The organism is Massilia atriviolacea, assembly GCF_003953935.1.
Lineage (GTDB): Bacteria > Pseudomonadota > Gammaproteobacteria > Burkholderiales > Burkholderiaceae_D > Telluria_A > Telluria_A atriviolacea.
Genome location: NZ_RXLQ01000006.1, coordinates 183,611 through 200,068, shown reverse-complemented (window position 1 = coordinate 200,068; position 16,458 = coordinate 183,611). Strand labels below are relative to the sequence as shown.

General features: G+C 67.5%; 9 protein-coding genes. 7 read left to right on the top strand and 2 right to left on the bottom strand.

Going from position 1 to position 16,458, the window contains the following annotated elements; genetic code table 11:
* Nucleotides 1-2: 2 nt before the first annotated feature.
* Complete coding sequence (locus EJB06_RS13215) at nt 3-677, top strand: cell division ATP-binding protein FtsE (protein ID WP_126074489.1); 675 nt, start codon at nt 3-5, stop codon at nt 675-677.
* Nucleotides 674-1,594 carry a permease-like cell division protein FtsX gene (ftsX, locus tag EJB06_RS13210; protein WP_126074488.1) on the top strand — a complete coding sequence of 307 codons (921 nt, stop codon included), beginning with the start codon at nt 674-676 and terminating at the stop codon, nt 1,592-1,594. The genes EJB06_RS13215 and ftsX overlap by 4 nt, the downstream gene beginning before the upstream one ends.
* A 37-nt stretch (nt 1,595-1,631) precedes the next feature.
* Here the strand turns inward: ftsX and EJB06_RS13205 are convergent, their stop codons facing one another.
* Together EJB06_RS13205 and EJB06_RS13200 are read right to left on the bottom strand one after the other, a co-directional pair.
* A complete protein-coding gene (locus tag EJB06_RS13205; protein ID WP_164557906.1) occupies nt 1,632-5,993 on the bottom strand; it encodes a putative Ig domain-containing protein in 4,362 nt (1,453 codons plus the stop codon).
* Between the two features lie 171 nt (nt 5,994-6,164).
* The gene (locus tag EJB06_RS13200; RefSeq protein WP_126074486.1) at nt 6,165-10,655 is read right to left on the bottom strand and encodes a putative Ig domain-containing protein; all 4,491 of its coding nucleotides are present in this window, start codon (nt 10,653-10,655) and stop codon (nt 6,165-6,167) included.
* Between the two features lie 518 nt (nt 10,656-11,173).
* Between EJB06_RS13200 and rpoH the strand changes: the two genes are divergently transcribed.
* From rpoH to ggt, 5 genes are all read left to right on the top strand, one after another.
* Nucleotides 11,174-12,073, top strand: coding sequence for an RNA polymerase sigma factor RpoH (gene rpoH, locus EJB06_RS13195; protein ID WP_126074485.1), 900 nt, complete (start codon nt 11,174-11,176; stop codon nt 12,071-12,073).
* Nucleotides 12,074-12,334: 261 nt separating this feature from the next.
* Nucleotides 12,335-12,826, top strand: a complete 492-nt coding sequence (locus tag EJB06_RS13190) for a PEP-CTERM sorting domain-containing protein (protein ID WP_126074484.1) — start codon at nt 12,335-12,337, stop codon at nt 12,824-12,826.
* A gap of 159 nt (nt 12,827-12,985) precedes the next feature.
* Entirely contained in the window at nt 12,986-13,711 is a 726-nt protein-coding gene (locus EJB06_RS13185) for a PEP-CTERM sorting domain-containing protein (RefSeq protein WP_126074483.1), read from the top strand.
* Between the two features lie 155 nt (nt 13,712-13,866).
* Nucleotides 13,867-14,292: a hypothetical protein gene (locus EJB06_RS13180; protein WP_126074482.1), complete on the top strand. Its 426-nt coding sequence runs from the start codon at nt 13,867-13,869 to the stop codon at nt 14,290-14,292.
* A 6-nt stretch (nt 14,293-14,298) separates the two neighbouring features.
* Entirely contained in the window at nt 14,299-16,047 is a 1,749-nt protein-coding gene (ggt, locus tag EJB06_RS13175) for a gamma-glutamyltransferase (protein WP_126074481.1), read from the top strand.
* Nucleotides 16,048-16,458: the final 411 nt, after the last annotated feature.

Here is a 16,458-nt window from a genome sequence, read left to right as displayed (position 1 = left end):
CCATGATCGAATTCCGGTGTGTCTCCAAAACCTATCCGGGCGACGCCACCGCCCTGCGTGAAGTGACCCTGAACATCGCGCGCGGCGAGCTGGTCTACCTGGCCGGCCCGTCCGGCGCCGGCAAGTCGACCCTGCTGAAGATGATCGCCGCCATGGAACGCCCCACCTCGGGCAGCGTGCTGGTCAACGAGCAGGATATCGGGCGCATGAAAAACGCCGGCCTGCCCTTCCTGCGGCGCAACCTGGGCCTGATTTTCCAGCAGCAGCGCCTGCTGACCGACCGTTCGATCCTGGCCAACACCATGCTGCCGCTGCTGGTCACCGGCGCCTCGAAGGCCGAGGCCGAACTGCGCGCCCGCGCCGCGCTCGACAAGGTCGGGCTGGAGGGACGCGCGCTGGCCAAGCCGCTCGAACTGTCGGGCGGCGAGCAGCAGCGCGTGGCGATCGCGCGCGCCATCGTCAACCGGCCCCAGATCATCCTGGCCGACGAACCGACCGCCAACCTGGACCGCGCCAGCGCCGACAAGGTGCTCGACGCCCTGCGCGCCTTTCATGCGGTGGGCGTGACCTGCCTGATCGCCACCCATGACGAACTGGTGCTGTACGACGCCGCGCGCCAGGGCAAGGCGCGCGTGATCCGCCTCGACCATGGCAGCGTGGTGGGAGACGCCGCATGAAGCGCTGGTTCCGCCAACACGGTTTCGCCATCGGCTCGGCCCTCGGCACCCTGGGCAAGTCGCCGCTCAGTTTCCTGTTCAATGTGGTCGTCGTCGCGATTGCGCTGACCTTGCCGTTCGCCGGCCTGACCCTGCTCGACAATGTGCGTCCGATGTCCGAACAGCTCTCGGTCGAGCCCGAAATCAGCGTGTTCGCCAAGGCCGCGACCACGCGCGAACAGGCGCTGGCGATGGAGCCGGCCATCCGCGCCATCCTGGCCGATCCCAGGGCGCGCATCGTGTTCGTGCCGCGCGAACAGGCGCTGGAAAGCCTGAACAGCAAGACCGGGCTGACCGACGTGCTGGCCACCCTGGGCGAGAATCCCCTGCCGGACGGCTATGTGCTGAAACTCGACAGTTTCCGCAGCGTCAACGAGGCCGGCAGCGTCGACGCCATCGCCGAGCGCCTGCGCGCCTTGCCGGGAGTGGACGCGGTGCAGGTCGATTCGGCCTGGGTCAAGCGCCTGGCCGCCCTGCTGCGCGTGCTGCGCCTGATCCTGCTGCTGCTGGCCGCCACGCTCGGCATGGTGGTCATCGCGGTGGTGTTCAATACCATCCGCCTGCAGGTGCTGACCCAGCGCGACGAAATCGCCGTCAGCAAGCTGATCGGCGCGACCGACGGCTTCATCCACCGCCCCTTCTATTACACGGGCGGCTTGCTGGGCTTGTGCGCCGGCGGCGTGGCGCTGGCTGCGGTGACCCTGTCGCTGCAGCCGCTCAATACCGCCATCGGCGAATTCGCGCGCCTGTACGGCTCCTCGTTCCAGCTGGCGCCGCTCAATCCGCTGTTCATGGGATTGCTGCTGGCGGTCAGCACGGCGCTGGGACTGGCCGGGGCGGTGCTGTCGGTGCGCCGCCATCTGGCGCGCCTGCGCTGAAAGCAAAAAAAGGGCCGCTGACGCGGCCCTTGTTCATTTACATCAGGAAGGCCGAACCGTCGGCCAGTCCGAGCGGCGAGCCCGCCAGAGATTGATTGGCGTCGCCGAAGCTGGCGCTGCCGATGATGGCCAGCGCCGGCACCTGCGCCACATTACCGAGCGTGCCGGTGCTCGCGTACTGCTGCGCCAGGTCGCCGCCGATCGCGGTATTCCCGCTCGAGCGGATCAGGGCGCCAGCGAGCTCGGGCGCCAGGCTCCAGCTGCCCAGGTCCGGATTGGCGGCCAGCGCCTGGTCGAACTTGGCGGCCAGCGCGTCGAAGTTGAACAGCTGGATCTTCTGGCTGTTGAGCGACAGCGGCGCGGCGCTCTGGTAGTCGCTGGTCCCTTCGATGAACATCTGCAGCCTGGCCACCGTGTGCACGTTCGAGGTGTACCAGGCGCGCAGGGTGATCTGCTCGCCGGCGCCGGTGCCCAGCACCAGGTCGCTGCCCGTGCGCTTGAACGTCAGGTCGCCGAAACCGATCCCGCCGCCCAGCGAAATCACGTTGTCCAGGCCGCTGTTCTGGTTGACCGCATCGAGCCCGTCGCCGCGGTTGAAGGCGATGATGTCGATGCCGCTGCCGGGCGTGATGGTATCGTTGCCGGCGCCGCCGATGAACAGCTCGGCGCCGCTGCCGCCGTTCATGATATCGGCGCCCAGGCCGCCGTCGAAGACGTTCTTGCCCAGGGTATCGGTGAGGGTGTCGTTGCCGGCCCCGCCCTGCAGGATATCGTTACCGCCATTGCCGTTCAGCATATTGCTGGCGCTATTGCCGTTCAGGATGTTGTCGCCGGCATTGCCGTAACCGGCCAGCGCGGCGCTGCCGCCCAGCACCAGCACTTCGGCATTCGCCGCCAGGTTGGTGACGACCGTGGCGACCACCGTGTCGCGCCCTTCATTGGCCAGTTCGACCACCACGTCGCCCGAGGCATCGACGATATAGCGGTCGTTGCCCGTGCCGCCAGTCATGCGGTCGGCGCCCAGGCCGCCGTCGAGCAGGTCGTTGCCGGCAAAGCCGTAGAGCTGGTCGTTGCCTGCCAGGCCGAGCAGGGTGTCGCCCGCCGACAGGCCGTTCAGCGCGTCGGCGCCGGCCGTGCCGTTCAAGGCCTGCACGGCGTCCGCCGCCACGTTCAGCTTGAAGCTGCTGGAACCGGACAGGCCGGCGCTGTCGGTGCCGGTGAGCAGCAGCGAGAGCGCCGGCGCGTCGGCGCCCGACGGCGTGCCGGACAGGGTGCGGGTGGCCGGATCGAAGGCCAGCCAGGCCGGCAGCGGCGCGCCGCCCGCCAGCGCCAGCTTGTAGCTCACGGCGTCGCCGTCCGGATCGGCCAGCAGCCTGGCCGGCAGCACGCCGGAAAACGGCGTGCCCTGCGCCGCTTCCAGCGGTGCCAGCGCCTGGGTCGGCTGCGGTGCGCGGTTGACATTCTTGACCACCAGGTCGAAGTTGCTCGAGACCGACAGCCCGCCCTGGTCGGTGGCGGTGGCGCTCAGCTTGTAGCTGCCGGCATGCTCGAAGCCGGGCGCGCCGGCGAGCAGCTCCTTGCCGTCGAACGACAGCCAGGACGGCAGCGCGGCGCCGCCGGCCAGGGTCACTTTCACGCTCAGGGTGTCGCCGGCGTCGGCGTCGCCGAAGGTCGGCGTGCGCACGCCGAAGCGGCCGTTTTCGTTCACGGCGATGGGACCGATCGGCGCCTTCACGTACGGCGTGCTGTTGCTGCCGCCCACGGTCAGGGTGAAGTCGTCGGTGGCCGTGAGGCCGGCCAGGTCTTTCGCCATCACGCGCAGCTGGTAGCTGGTCTGCAGGCCGGGCGGGGCGGTGCCTTGCAGGGTGTTGCTGGCGGCATCGAAACTGAGCCAGGAGGGCAGCGCCTCGGCGCTCTGCGACACCGACAGGCGCAGCAGGTCGCCCGCATCCGGATCGACAAACATGCCGGCCGGCAGGGTCAGCTTGAATGCCTGGCCCGGCGCGATGTGCTGGTCCGGCAGCGCCAGCTTGAGCTGCGGCGCGTGATTGCTGTAGTCGCCGAGGAGGCGCGTGCTGCCGTCGGCGAACTGGAGGCGTTCGACCGGCTGCTGGCCGGCGCCGCTGTTGGCCAGCACGATCAGGTCGCCGCCCGTGCCGTAGGCGATCTGCAGACCGGCGCCGGCCTGCTCGACGCGCACGTCCTGCTGCGTAATCCCTGCCCCGAAGCGTACCGTGTTGCCAGGGCCGCCCGCTTCGCGCGTGTCGACCAGGGTGTCGCGCCCGTCGCCCAGCTTGAACACATAGGTGTCGGCGCCGGCGCCGCCGTCCAGCAGGTCGTCGCCGCGTCCGCCGGTCAGGGTATCGTTGCCGCCCTTCGCTTCGATGCGGTCGGCCAGCGCGCTGCCGCCGATGCTCTCGCCCGCTTCCGTGCCGAGGTTCAGGCGCGCGAAGATGGCGGCGCTGTCCCACTTGCTGCCGTCGGCGAAGCGGATCTCGTTGAGGTGCTGGTTCGTTGCGTACAGCGGATCGTTATAGATGAAGCCGCGCACCTCGATCACCTGCTCGGGCTGGCCGTCGATGGTGATCACCAGGTCGTCCCAGGTGCCGTAGCCGACGCGCTGCAGATGGACCTGCTCCGGACGGATGCCGTCGCTGAAGGCGATGCTCTGGTAGCGCATCTGCGGCAATGGGGTGTTGTTGAGGATCGTGTCGCGGCCGTCGCCGCGCGCGAACACATAGGTATTGTTGCCGAAGCCATCGTCCAGGAAATCGTCGCCCTGGCCGCCGTCGAGGGTGTCGTCCCCTTCGCCGCCGAGCAGCAGGTCGTTGCCGGCGCCGCCCAGCAAGGCATCGTTGCCCTGCAAGCCGCGCAACTGGTCGTTGCCGGCGCCGCCGTCGAGACGGTCGTTGCCGGCCGTGCCATCGAGCAGATTGTCGCCGCCGTCGCCGCCCGCCAGGACGCGTTCGATCAGGGCGCCGTCCCACACCACGCCATCGGCGAACTGCAGGGAAAACGGCGCCACCGGATTGCCCGGCAGCTCGGCGAAATAGAAGGCAACGCGCAGCCCGGCCTGCTGGCCGCCGACGCCCACCAGCAGGTCGTGCCCGTTCTCGCTGCGCGCGAGCGTGATGTCGGCCAGGCCGATGCCCGCCTCCAGCAGGACCGTGAGGGGGCCGCCGGCCGGCGCCACGGCCACTTCGTCATGGCCGGAGGCGCGCCCGAACAGCACCACGGTGGCGCCGCTGCCGGTCTGGATGCGGTCGTCGCCGGCGCCGCCGTCGACATAGTCGTTGCCCTCGCTGGCATCGAGCAGGTCGTTGCCCTCGCCGCCGACCAGCAGGTCGTCGCCGAAGTAGCCGAGCAGCACATCGTCGCCGGCCCCGCCGCGCAGGATGTCGCTGTTCGAGCCGCCGTACAGGGTGTCGGCGAGGGCCGTGCCGTTCGACTGGCGCGGCGCCAGCGCATCGCCGGCGCGCTGGTCGATGGTCGCCTTGGACATGGCGCCGCCGTCGGCGAAGTGCAGCGTGACGTGGCGCTGGGCGCTGAAGTAGTCCTTGACGGTCAGGCGCTCCCCGCTCAGCGGCAGTTCGATGACCAGGTCGGCGCTGGCCGCGCCGGCGCGCAGGAAGACCAGGGTGGCGGCCTGCACGCCGGCGCCCAGGTCGACCGTCAGCACGTCGCCCAGGCCGCCGGCCGGCGCGGCCACGGTGTCCTGCCCGCTGCCGTAGCCGAAACGCACGGTGTCGTAGCCGCCGCCGCTGCCGCCGTCGAGCAGGTCGTTGCCGGCGCCGCCATCGAACCAGTCGTCGCCGCCGCCGCCGCGCAGCACATCGTCGCCTGCGCCGCCGCGCAACACATCGTGTTCCGGCGAACCTTGCAGGGTATCGTTGCCGCTGCCGCCGAGCAGCAGGGCCGGCGTGCCCAGCGCGGCCCGGGTGTGGATCGCGTCGACATCCCAGGCGCTGCCGTCGGCAAAGCGGATCAGGCTGACCGGGTAGTTCCACACCAGGCCGTCGCTGCCGCCGCCCTGCATGAAAAACATCGGCAGCCTCAGCGTATCGCCGCTGCCGGCGATGCTCAGCACCAGGTCCTGCCCCATGCGCAGCAGGTTCAGCGTGGACGGGAACACGCCCTCGCCCAGTTCCAGCACGCTATGGCCGGCGGCCACCTGGACGCCGCGCTGGATGCTGTCCTGGCCGGAGCCGATGCCCCAGCGGTAGGTATTGTTGCCGGCGCCGCCGTCCAGCACGTCCTTGCCGGTCCCGCCGTCGAGCGTGTCGTTGCCCTCGCCGCCATACAGGAAGTCGTCCCCGCCCCTTCCGTTGATCGCTTCCGGCGCCGCCGTGCCGTACAGGGAATTGTTGGTGTCGTCGCCGTCGATGAGGATGGGTGTCATGGGATATCCAGAAAAAGTTGTTGAGGAGTACGTTTTAAAGAAATGCTTACTTATCGTCAACACCGGTTTTGTCAACCGGCGCGACAAGCGCCTGGCGCAGACGCGAATGGCCGCTCGCGTCGCCATTTTTACAGCGCTGGAGCCGCATTGGCGGCCCCTTTTTCCGTGCGCTTACATCAGGAAGGCCGAGCCGTCGGCCAGGCCGAGCGCCGAACCGAGCGCCTGGCCGGCGTCGCCGAAGGCGGGGCTGCCGATGATCGCCAGCGCCGGCACCTGGGCCACGTTGGCCAGGGCGCCTGTGCTCGCATACTGCTGCGCCAGGTCGCCGCCAAGCGCCGTGCTGGCGCCGGCCTTGATCCAGACGGCGGCCAGTTCCGGCGCCAGGGCCCAGCTGGACAGCGCGGGATCGGCCAGCAAGGCCTGGTCGAACCTGGTGGCCAGCGCATCGAAGTTGAACAGCTGGATCTTCTCGTTCTTCATCGGCAGAGTCGAGCCGGTCTGGTAATCGCTGCCGCCCTCGATGAACATCTGCAGCCTGGCCACGCTATGGCTGGAGGCCGACGCGTACCAGCTCTTCAGGCTGATCTGCTCGCCGGCGCCGGTGCCGAGAACCAGGTCCGTGCCCACCTTCCTGAACGTCAGGTCGGCGTAGGCGATGCCGCGTCCCAGCGAAATCACATTGTCCAGTCCCGTGCTCGGGTTGAGCGCGTCGCTGCCGTCGCCGCGATTGAAGGCGATGATGTCGATCCCGCTGCCCGGGTTGATGACGTCGTTCCCGCCGCCGCCGATGAACAGTTCGTTGCCGCTGCCACCGGACAGGGTGTCGACGCCGCTGCCGCCGTCGAACAGGTTCTTGCCCAGGCTGTCGACCAGGCTGTCGTTGCCGGCGCCGCCCTGCAGCACATCGTTGCCGCCATTGCCGCTCAGGAAATTATTCGCGCTGTTGCCGGACAAGATGTTGTCGGCGCCGTTGCCGTAGCCGGACAGCGCGCCTGTGCCGCCCAGCACCAGCACCTCCGTATTGGCCGGCAAGGTATACCCGACCGTGGCGACGATGGTGTCGCGCCCGTCATTGGCCAGTTCCAGCGCCACGTCGCCGGCGACATCGACCAGGTAGCGGTCGTCCCCCGCGCCGCCGGCCATGCGGTCGGCGCCCAGGCCGCCGTCGAGCAGGTCGTTGCCGGCAAATCCGTTCAACTGGTCGTTCCCGGCCAGGCCGAGCAGGGTGTCGCCGGCCGCCAGGCCGTTCAGCACATCGCCGTCGGCCGTGCCGTTGAGGATCCGGACCGCATCGGCCGCCACCGCCAGCTTGAAGCTGGCGCTGCCGGCCAGGCCGGCGCTGTCGGTGCCCGTGAGCAGCAGCGACAGGAGCGGCGCCGCGCCCGCCGGCGGCGTGCCGGACAGGGTGCGGGTGGCCGCGTCGAACGCCAGCCAGGCCGGCAGGGGGCTGCCATCGGCCTGGACCAGCTGGTAGGCGATGGCGTCGCCATCCGGGTCGACCAGGGTCCTGGCCGGCAGCACCCCGGCAAACGGCGTCCCCTGGGCCGCGTTCAGGGTGCCGACCGCCTGGGCCGGCAGCGGCGCGCGGTTGACGTTGTCGACCACCACCTGGAAAGTGCTCGACACCGACAGGCCGCCCTTGTCGGTGGCCGTCGCACTGAGCTGGTAGGTGCCGGCGTTGGCGTAGCCGGGCATGCCGCGCAGGTAATCGCTGCCGTTGAACGACATCCAGCCGGGCAGCGCGCTGCCGTCGGCCATGCCGACCTTGATGGTGAGCGCGTCGCCGGCATCGGCGTCGGCGAAGGTGGGCGTGCGCAAGCCGAAGGAGGTGTTTTCGTTCACGCGCGCCCCGCCGCTCGACAACTTGACGTACGGCGCCATGTTGGGGGCGTCCAGGGTCAGGGTGAATTCATCCGACACCTGCAGTCCGCCGCGGTCGGTGGCGGTCACGCGCAGCTGGTATACGGCCGATGGGCTGAGCGGCGCGTAGCCCGCTAGGGTGGTTTCGCGCGCGTCGTAGACCAGCCACGCGGGCAGCGCCTGGCCGTTGGCCTGGCTCACCGTCAGGCTGAGCGTGTCGCCCGCGTCCGGGTCGGAGAAGGTACCCCACAGGCTCTGCTTGAACAGCTGGCCGCGCGCCGCCGCCATGTCCGGCAGCGGCTTGGCCAGCACCGGCGCATGGTTGAGGTAGCTGGCGACGCTGGCCAGGCTGCCGTCGGCAAACTCGATGCGGTCGAAGGCGGGCAGGTCGGCGCGGTTGTTGAGCAGCACGATGCGGTCGGCGCCGCTGCCGTAGACGATCTCCACATCGCTGCCGCGCTCGGTCAAGCGCACATCCTTGCCCACGATGCCGGCCCCGAAACGGATGATATTGCCCGCCGCGCCGCTGCCGGCGTAGGTGTCGGCCAGCGTGTCGGGCCCGTCGCCCAGGTTGAATACATAGGTGTCGGCGCCGGCGCCGCCGTCGATCCGGTCGTGGCCGCGCCCGCCGATCAGGGTGTCGTTGCCGCCCTGCCCGGCCAGGATGTCGTCGCCGCCCTTGCCGTCGATGAGGTCGTTGCCCTCGGTGCCGGGGATGGTTTCGCCGATCTCGGTGCCGGTGGTGAGGCGCCGGGCGATGGCCGCCGCGTCCCATGCGCTGCCGTCGGCGAAGCGGATCTCTTTCAGGGACATATTGGTGGCGTACATCGGGTCGTTGTAGACGTAGCCCTGCACCGTGATTTCCTGGTCCGGCGCGCCGTCGAGCGTCAGCACCAGGTCGTCCCAGGTGCCGCGTGGAACGCGCTGCAGGTGCACCTGCTCGGGGCTGATGCCGTCGGCAAACGCGATGCTCTGGTAGCGCGCTTCTTGCAGCTTCTGGTTGTTGAAGATCATGTCGCGCCCGTCGCCGCGCGCGAACACATAGGTATTGTTGCCGACACTGTCGTCGAGGAAATCGTTGCCCTGGCCGCCGTAGAGGGTGTCGTCGCCTTCCCCGCCGATCAGCACGTCGCTGCCTTGGCCGCCCAGCAGCAGGTCATTGCCCTGCAGGCCATGCAGCATGTCGTTGCCGCCACGGCCGTCGAGGCGGTCGTTGCCGACCGTGCCGTCGAGGGTATTGTTGTCGTCGTTTCCGGTGAGGAGGAGATTGTTGATGAGGGCGCTATTCCACAGCGCGCCATCGGCAAACTGCAGCGCGAAGGCCGGCACCGCCCCGTCCGGCGCCGGCATGAAGTAGCCGGGAAGGCGGATGCCCGCCTGCTGGCCGCCGACCTCGACCAGCAGGTCTGCCCCCTGGCCGCCGTTGCTGCGGCTGAGCGCAATATCGGCGGCGCCGATCCCCGCTTCCAGCAAGACCGTCATGGAACCGCCGGCGCGCGGCACGAAGACATCGTCGTGGCCGGAAGCGCGCCCGAACAGCAAGACGGCATGGCCCTCGCCGCTCATGACGCGGTCGTCGCCGGCGCCGCCATCGACGACATCGTTGCCCTGGAAGGCGTCGAGCATGTCGTTGCCTTGGCCGCCGATCAGCAGGTCGTCGCCGCCGCCGCCGACCAGGTTGTCGTCGCCGCCGCCGCCGCGCAGGATGTCGCTCATGTAGGTGCCGTACAGATAGTCGCCGCCCTCGGTGCCGGTCACGTTGTTGACAGGCATGGCGCCGCTGGCTTTCATGTCGATCAGCGATCTATCCATGCTGCTGCCGTCGGCGAACTGGATCGCGACCTGGCGCGGACTGCTGAAATACTCCTTGAGCGTCAGGCGCTCTCCGCTCAGCGGCAGTTCCAGCACCAGGTCCGGGCTGTCCGGGCTGGTGCGCAAGACCGTCAGCGTGCCGGCCTGCACGGCGGGCCCCATGACGATGGTCAGCACGTCGCCCTGGCCGAACCGGGACGGGGCGATGAGGTCCTGGCCGCTGCCGTAGCCGAAGCGGTAGGTATCGAAGCCGCCCTGGCCGTCCAGCACATCGTTGCCGGCGCCGCCGTCGAGGAAGTCGTTGCCTTCGCCGCCGAGCAACAGATCGTCGCCGCTGCCGCCTTGCAGGACATCGGCCTGCCAGCCGCCATGCAGGGTATCGTTGCCGCTGCCGCCGAACAGCACCCCGGCCCCGCCGGTGAAGAGATCGTCGTTGCCACCGGCGCCGTCCAGCGCCGGTCCGCCCATCTGGTCGTCCTGCTCGCCGAGCACCAGCAGCGGCGAGCTGGCCAGCCTGACCTGGGTCTGGATGGCCAGCATGTCCCAGCGCGTGCCGTCGGCGAAGCGGATGTCGCTGATCGGGTAGCCCCACGCCATGCCGCCTGTATACGAGAGGTCCTGCATGAAGAAGCCATGCACGGTCAGCGTGTCCTCGGTGCCGGCGATGCCGAACACCAGGTGATCGTTTTGCCGCACCAGGCGCAGGTCGGACGGGGCCACGCCCTCGGTCAATTGCAGCACGTTCATTCCCGCACCCGCCGGCCCGCCGTAGACGATGATGTCCTGCCCGGCGCCGCGCCCCCACAGATAGGTATCGTCGCCGCGCGCGCCGTCGAGGATATCCTTGCCGGCGCCGCCGTCCAGGGTGTCGTTGCCGTCGCTGCCGAACAGGAAGTCGTCGCCGCCCTTGCCATTCATTGCTTCTGGCGCCGCGCCGCCGCTCAGGTGATTATTGTTGTCGTCGCCGTCGATGATCAGAATGGGATCCATGATGTCCTTAAAAAATGTTGGAATATCATTGTTTTAAGGAAATCTTTGCGTATTGTCAACGCATGTCCTTACATTTGGATGGCATCGTCGCCGCCATGCAACCCGGGTGGCGCGGCGGGAGCGCAGGCACCTGTCAGGCACGGTACGCAAGCGCAGCGTGTGCGAGCGTACAGAAGCCCGCAGCGGCTTGCGCGACACTGTCGGCTGGCATCGACACCAGCGCTGGCGCAACTGCATGGCGATTCGGCACGCAGGGTATTTGATCCGTATCAAGGCGTGAATGCAGTCCTCCACTAGAGTGAAGCTTGCCATTTTATGGTTGCCTCTAAGTAATAACATTTCGCTATCGCTGCCATACATTCTGCACATTGGCACTCCCAACAAGAGAGTGCTAATATAGGGTCTTGCATGGCGGGGAATCCCCGAAGCCACCGCTGGCATCAGACCGCAACAGTCGCCCCGGACCGGCATCCGGCCCGGGCATTCGATGATGCAGCACAGACTCTAAGAGGAAATACATGATGACGTTGTCCGCACAATCCGCATTGGTTCCGACCGGCAATCGTGCTTTAGGACTCGGTTTCACCGGCAACCTGGGCAATATCGACGCCTATATCTCGGCGGTGAACCGCCTGCCGATGCTGACCCACGATGAAGAGATTTCCCTGGCCCAGCGCCTGCAAAAGAACAACGACCTCGGCGCCGCCCAGGAGCTGGTGCTGTCGCACCTGCGCCTGGTGGTGTCGATCGCGCGCGGCTACCTCGGCTACGGCCTGCCGCACGCCGACCTGATCCAGGAAGGCAATATCGGCCTGATGAAGGCGGTCAAGCGCTTCGACCCGGACCAGGGCGTGCGCCTGGTGTCGTACGCGATGCACTGGATCAAGGCCGAGATGCATGAATACATCCTGAAGAACTGGCGCCTGGTCAAGGTGGCAACCACCAAGGCCCAGCGCAAGCTGTTCTTCAACCTGCGCAGCAACAAGCAGGGCCTGGACGCCATGAGCCCGACCCAGATCGATGCGCTGGCCAAGCTGCTCGACGTCAAGCGCGAAGAAGTGATCGAGATGGAAACGCGCCTGTCCGGCCGCGACATCGCGCTGGAAGCGCCGACCGACGACGAAGACGACAAGTTCTCGCCGATCGCCTACCTGTCGTCGGACCTGTCCGAGCCGACCAGGGTGCTCGAAGCCGAACAGGTCACGCGCCTGCAGTCCGAAGGCCTGGAAACCGCGCTGGGCAAGCTCGACGCCCGTTCGCGCCGCATCGTCGAAGCGCGCTGGCTGGCCAACGACGACGGCTCGGGGGCCACCTTGCATGCCCTGGCCGACGAATTCGGCGTCTCGGCCGAGCGCATCCGCCAGATCGAAAGCGCCGCGCTGAAAAAGATGAAAGGTGCGCTCTCGGCATTTATCTGAGACCCGCGCACGCCTGGCGCCCCCGCGCCGATGCCGCCTGGTGTAGACTAGGCGGCATTTTTTTTGTCGGTACAATTCGGATTCTGTTTCATCAAGCTTGTACAAGACAATACACTTGATTACATATTTATAATTCGACTTTGACGTATCATGCATACCGTGCCGGTGTCAGGGCGCGGCAATAACAATGGGGCCCCCGAGCGCTGCCCTGCGCGCCGTCACAGCCTTTTTCACAGCTCAACATGAATAGGTAGTCTGCACATGAAATACTCCACATGGACACGAAATCTGGCCGCCCTGCTGCTGGCGCCCGGCCTGGCCGGCGCCGCTCCGACCCTGATCGAGTCCCCCGCCCTGAACAATGTGACCAAGCGCTATGCCAGCCACGCCGGCATCGAGCTGGCCGACGCCGGCACCAGCCGCAGCCTGGCCGACGTCACGCGCGCCATGCACCTGCGCCCCGCTGACGTACTCGGCGAGAACGAACGCGATCTCGTCAGCGCCCTGGGCCTGTATGCCAACAACAATATCGGTTCCTGGAGCACGCCCACCATGCGCCAGGCCTACCCGGACGCGCGCACCGGCTTCGACAAGCAGCAGCGCAGCGCCTACGGCACGGCCGGCACGCGCGCCAGCGTGGCCTCGCAGTCGGTGCCGGAGCCGGAAACCTACATCATGCTTGCCGTCGGCGTGGCCGTCATCGTGCTCACGCGCGGCACCCGCAAGCGCCTGCAGGACAGTCTCGACGCCTAGCGCGTCGCGCCGCCTTCACGCGCCGGCGCCCATGTTGCTCCCAGTATCTTTCTTACAATGTTGTCCTTTGAGGCGCGCAAAGCGTCGATTATGATGTCAGCTTGGAAACGCCATGGGGCGTTCATCGATGTGTTGATGACATGAAAAGGAATGGGAACAATGAACTTGCTTAAATTGCAGATGAGCGCCGTCGCGCTGGCGTTCGCGTCGGCCAGCGCCGCAGCGGCACCAACCGTCATCGAAGCGACCGCCTTCACTTTCAGCAATCCAGATTCGACGGTGGCCGACGTGCTGGTGTCCGATGCGGATGGCGCGACCACGATCCGCTTCAGCGATTTTGCCAGCAGCATGGCCGTCAAGAGCAGCGATGCCGACGGCAACGCCTACAGCGGCGACCTGAACTTCGCCGTGCGCTCGGGCTACCACATCACCGGCTATTCCTTTTCCGCCACCTTCGCCGGCACCCTCGACGCGGCAGTGGCGCCGGGCGGCCAGGCCGGCACGGCCAGCAACCGCGGTTCGGTCAGCCTGCTCGCCAGCGCCCCATCCGGCTGGAGCACCGGCGGCAACCGCCAGGCCAGCCAGCTCAACGGGAACGATGCCTTCGTATTCAGCGCCGCCAACCTCTCGCTCAGGGAGTCGATGAGCATGTCCCTGAACGGCAGCATGACCGTCTTCGCCATGCCGGCCAGCTGGACCACGCCGGACGGCGTCGTCCATAGCCAGGATTCCTGGGCCGGCCTGGCCCTGCTGAACCCGACCCTGACCGTCTACACCAGCGCCGTGCCGGAACCGGAAACCTATGCCATGCTGGCGCTCGGCCTGGCCGTGATCGGCCTGACCCGCCGCACCCGCCGCCTGCAAGAAGGCACGGCGCAGGCGTAATTGCCTATGGGCCAGCCCGGGCCGGCTCCGCATGTTCCCACCGCAATACCGGCGCGCGGCCGTCCCGCTGCGCGCCGGCTCGTCAATTGCGCGGCCACACAGTGGCGAAATTGATATGATCTATGATCGGCTTTCCCACTAATGAGGAGCCCATCATGAACCAGCTGATTCTCGCGTTCGCCGCCGCCTGTGTATTTACCGGGTGCACCGCAGCGCCACTGAAGGAACCGCCGATGCATCACAAGAACCCCACCACCGTGGCCTTGTTGCCGCAGACCAGCACGACCCTGGCGCCGGATACAGTGCTGCGTTTCGACAAGGTCGACGACAGCCGCTGCCCGCCCGACGTGGTGTGCATCACGGCCGGCAAGATCGTCTATCACTTCACCCTGATCTTTCCCGTTGGCGCAGAACCGTTCGACCTGGAACCGGCCGAACCGAGCTACACCTCGGTGCAGCGGCCCGAGCTGGTCATCACCCTGGCCACCGACCCGCCGCCGCCGCGGCCCACCAACGCGCCGCCGGCCCCGCCGTCGGCAGTCCGCCTGACCATCAACCAAGCCCCGACCGAAAGCCGATAAGTTTCCATGACCCACGCCGCCCGCCGTCTCGCCCTCGCCTGCACCATCGTCCTGATCGTTCCCTTTGCCCGTGCCGGGACCCCGGTGGCGAGCGGCACCGGCGGCGCGGTCGCCACCATCAGCGAACAGGCGTCGCAATCGGCGATGGCGATCCTCGACAAGGGCGGCAATGCGGTCGACGCCGCCGTAGCGGCCGCCGCCACCCTGGGCGTTACCGATCCCTACAGCTGCGGCATCGGCGGCGGCGGCTTCATGATGATCTACCTGGCCAGGGACAAGCGCGTGATCACGGTCGACCACCGCGAAACCGCGCCGTCCAGCTTCACGCCCAGCGTGTTCCAGGAAAACGGCAAGGACAGCGACTTCGACGCCACGCTCGCCAGCGGCGCCTCGGTCGGCGTGCCCGGCACCGTGCGCGGCTGGCATGAAGCGCTGAGCCGCTACGGCACCATGTCCTTCAAGCAGGTGCTGGCGCCCGCCATCGGCGTGGCCAGCAAGGGCTTTGCGGTAAGCGAAAATTTCAGGCGCATGAGCGCCGAGAACCAGAAAAAACTCCAGCTGTTTACCAGCAGCAGCGCCCTGTACTTCAAGGATGGCAAACCGCTGCCGCTCGGCACGGTCCTGAAAAACCCCGGCCTGGCCAAGGCCTACCGCGAGATCGCCGCGCAGGGGCAAAAAGCCTTTTACCAGGGTCCGATGGCGCGCGCCATGGTCGAGGCGGTGGCCAGGCCGCCTGTGGCGGCCGGCGTGCGCGTGCGCGCCGGAAAGCTGAGCATGGCCGACCTAGCCAATTACGAAGCGCGCATCCGCCAGCCGGTCAAGACCACCTACCGCGGCTACGAGGTGTACGGCATCCCCTTGCCCAGCAGCGGCGGCATTGCCGTCGGCGAAGCGCTCAACCTGCTCGAAGGCTACAACCTCAAGGCGCTGCCGCGCGCCAGCGCCGAACACGTCTACATGGAAGCGAGCCGGCTGGCGTTTGCCGACCGCAATGCCTACCTGGCCGATCCGGAGTATGTGGACGCCCCGGTGGCGGGCCTGCTCAGCAAGGAATACGCGGCGCGCCGGCGCGCCCAGATGAACGCCGAGCGGGCCGGACCCAAGGCGCTGGCGGGCGACCCCTATCCCTTCCAGAACGACCCCAGCGTGCCGCAGCGGCCGCAGGCGGCGCGCCTGATGGCCGACAATGCCCACACCACCCACCTTGCCGTGTCCGACAAGGAAGGCAATATCGTGGCCTACACCTTCACCATCGAATCGTGGGGCGGCAGCGGGATCGTGGTGCCCGGCTACGGCTTTTTGCTCAACAACGAGATGACCGATTTCGACTTCAGCGGGCCGCACCCCAACGTGCCGGAAGCGGGCAAGCGCCCGCGCAGCAGCATGGCGCCGACCATCGCGCTCAAGAACGGCAAGCCGGCCTTCACGGTGGGCAGCCCGGGCGGGGCGACCATCATCACCACCGTGCTGCAAACCATCGTCAACCACGTCGACTTCGGCATGCCGATGGACAAGGCCATCAACGCCCCGCGCCTGAGCCAGCGCAACGACGTGACGACCGACGTCGAGCCGGGCTTCGGCGGCAGCGCGCAGGCGCTGGCGCTGGAAAAGCTCGGCTACAAATGGGCCGCGAAGCCGCAAGAAATCGGCGCGGCCAACGCCATCGTATTCAATGCCGACGGCAGCGTAACGGCAGTAAGCGAAGGCAAGCGCCACGGCGTCGGCAGCGCGCTGGTGCAGAAAAGCGCGAACTAGCGCGCCATCACAGCAGAGACCGTGTCCACTTCGGTGCCAGGTCTGACAAACGGACACGGTCTCTGCTGTTGTCCACTTCGGTGTCCACTTCGGTGTCAGGTCTGACAAACGGACACGGTCTCTGCTGTGGTATCCGGTTCCAGTGCTGCTAGGTCCAGTTCGTGTACGAATGTCAGACCTGGCACCGAAGTGGACACGAACGCTGCTGTCATGTCCACTTCAGTGTCAGGTCTGACAAATGTCCACTTCGGTGTCAGGTCTGACAAACGGACACGGTCTCTGCTGTGATATCCGCTTCCAGTGCTGCTAAGTCCAGTTCGTGTACGAATGTCAGACCTGGCACCGAAGTGGACACGGACGCTGCTGCCAGAGTGGCGTCAGATGCCGGACACCAGTTCGGGCAGCACTACT